The sequence below is a fragment of the Clostridium sp. HCP1S3_C6 genome (genome assembly GCF_052066735.1).
Classification (GTDB): Bacteria; Bacillota; Clostridia; order Clostridiales; family Clostridiaceae; genus Clostridium.
The window spans coordinates 1-443 of the sequence record NZ_JBQHRN010000081.1; the positions used below are offsets into that span (position 1 = coordinate 1).

A 443-nucleotide genomic window follows, 5' to 3' on the forward strand; every position below is an offset into this window, starting at 1 on the left:
CTTTTTTAACTTTTGTGAAAGACGTAAAAATGCTTTGCTTTCGCAATCTTGTTTTATTTCCTCATCACTAAGTTTTTTTGCTGAATACTCAGCATCATTTTCAATAGGTTCAGTTGCTATACTTGCTACAAGATTATTTCCAAAATATATTTTGGCTTCCAAAACGCTTCGGTGATATCTTGTATATTCCTCAGCTGTTCCACGATTATAGCACCTTTCAAGATAATTATCATTTTTCTTTTGAAGACCTTCATCAAGCTCTGTTCCATCAACTATAACAAGCCATTTTTTTAATACTTTTGCATCATTAAATGTCTTTCTTCGAATCATTTGGTACACTATATCATGCTGAATATTTTCAAGTTCTTTAGGATTTAATCGTTCTAAATATTCATTTAGCGTTACATAATGAGGCAGATACTCCTTTTCTTTATCTCCAAGAA

General features: G+C 31.2%; 1 protein-coding gene. It reads right to left on the minus strand.

Annotation, left to right across the window (positions count from 1 at the left end; all coding sequences use genetic code 11):
- Positions 1–443 (minus strand): hypothetical protein (locus ACTNAO_RS12855; protein ID WP_441029694.1); only part of this gene is annotated, 443 nt, incomplete at both ends.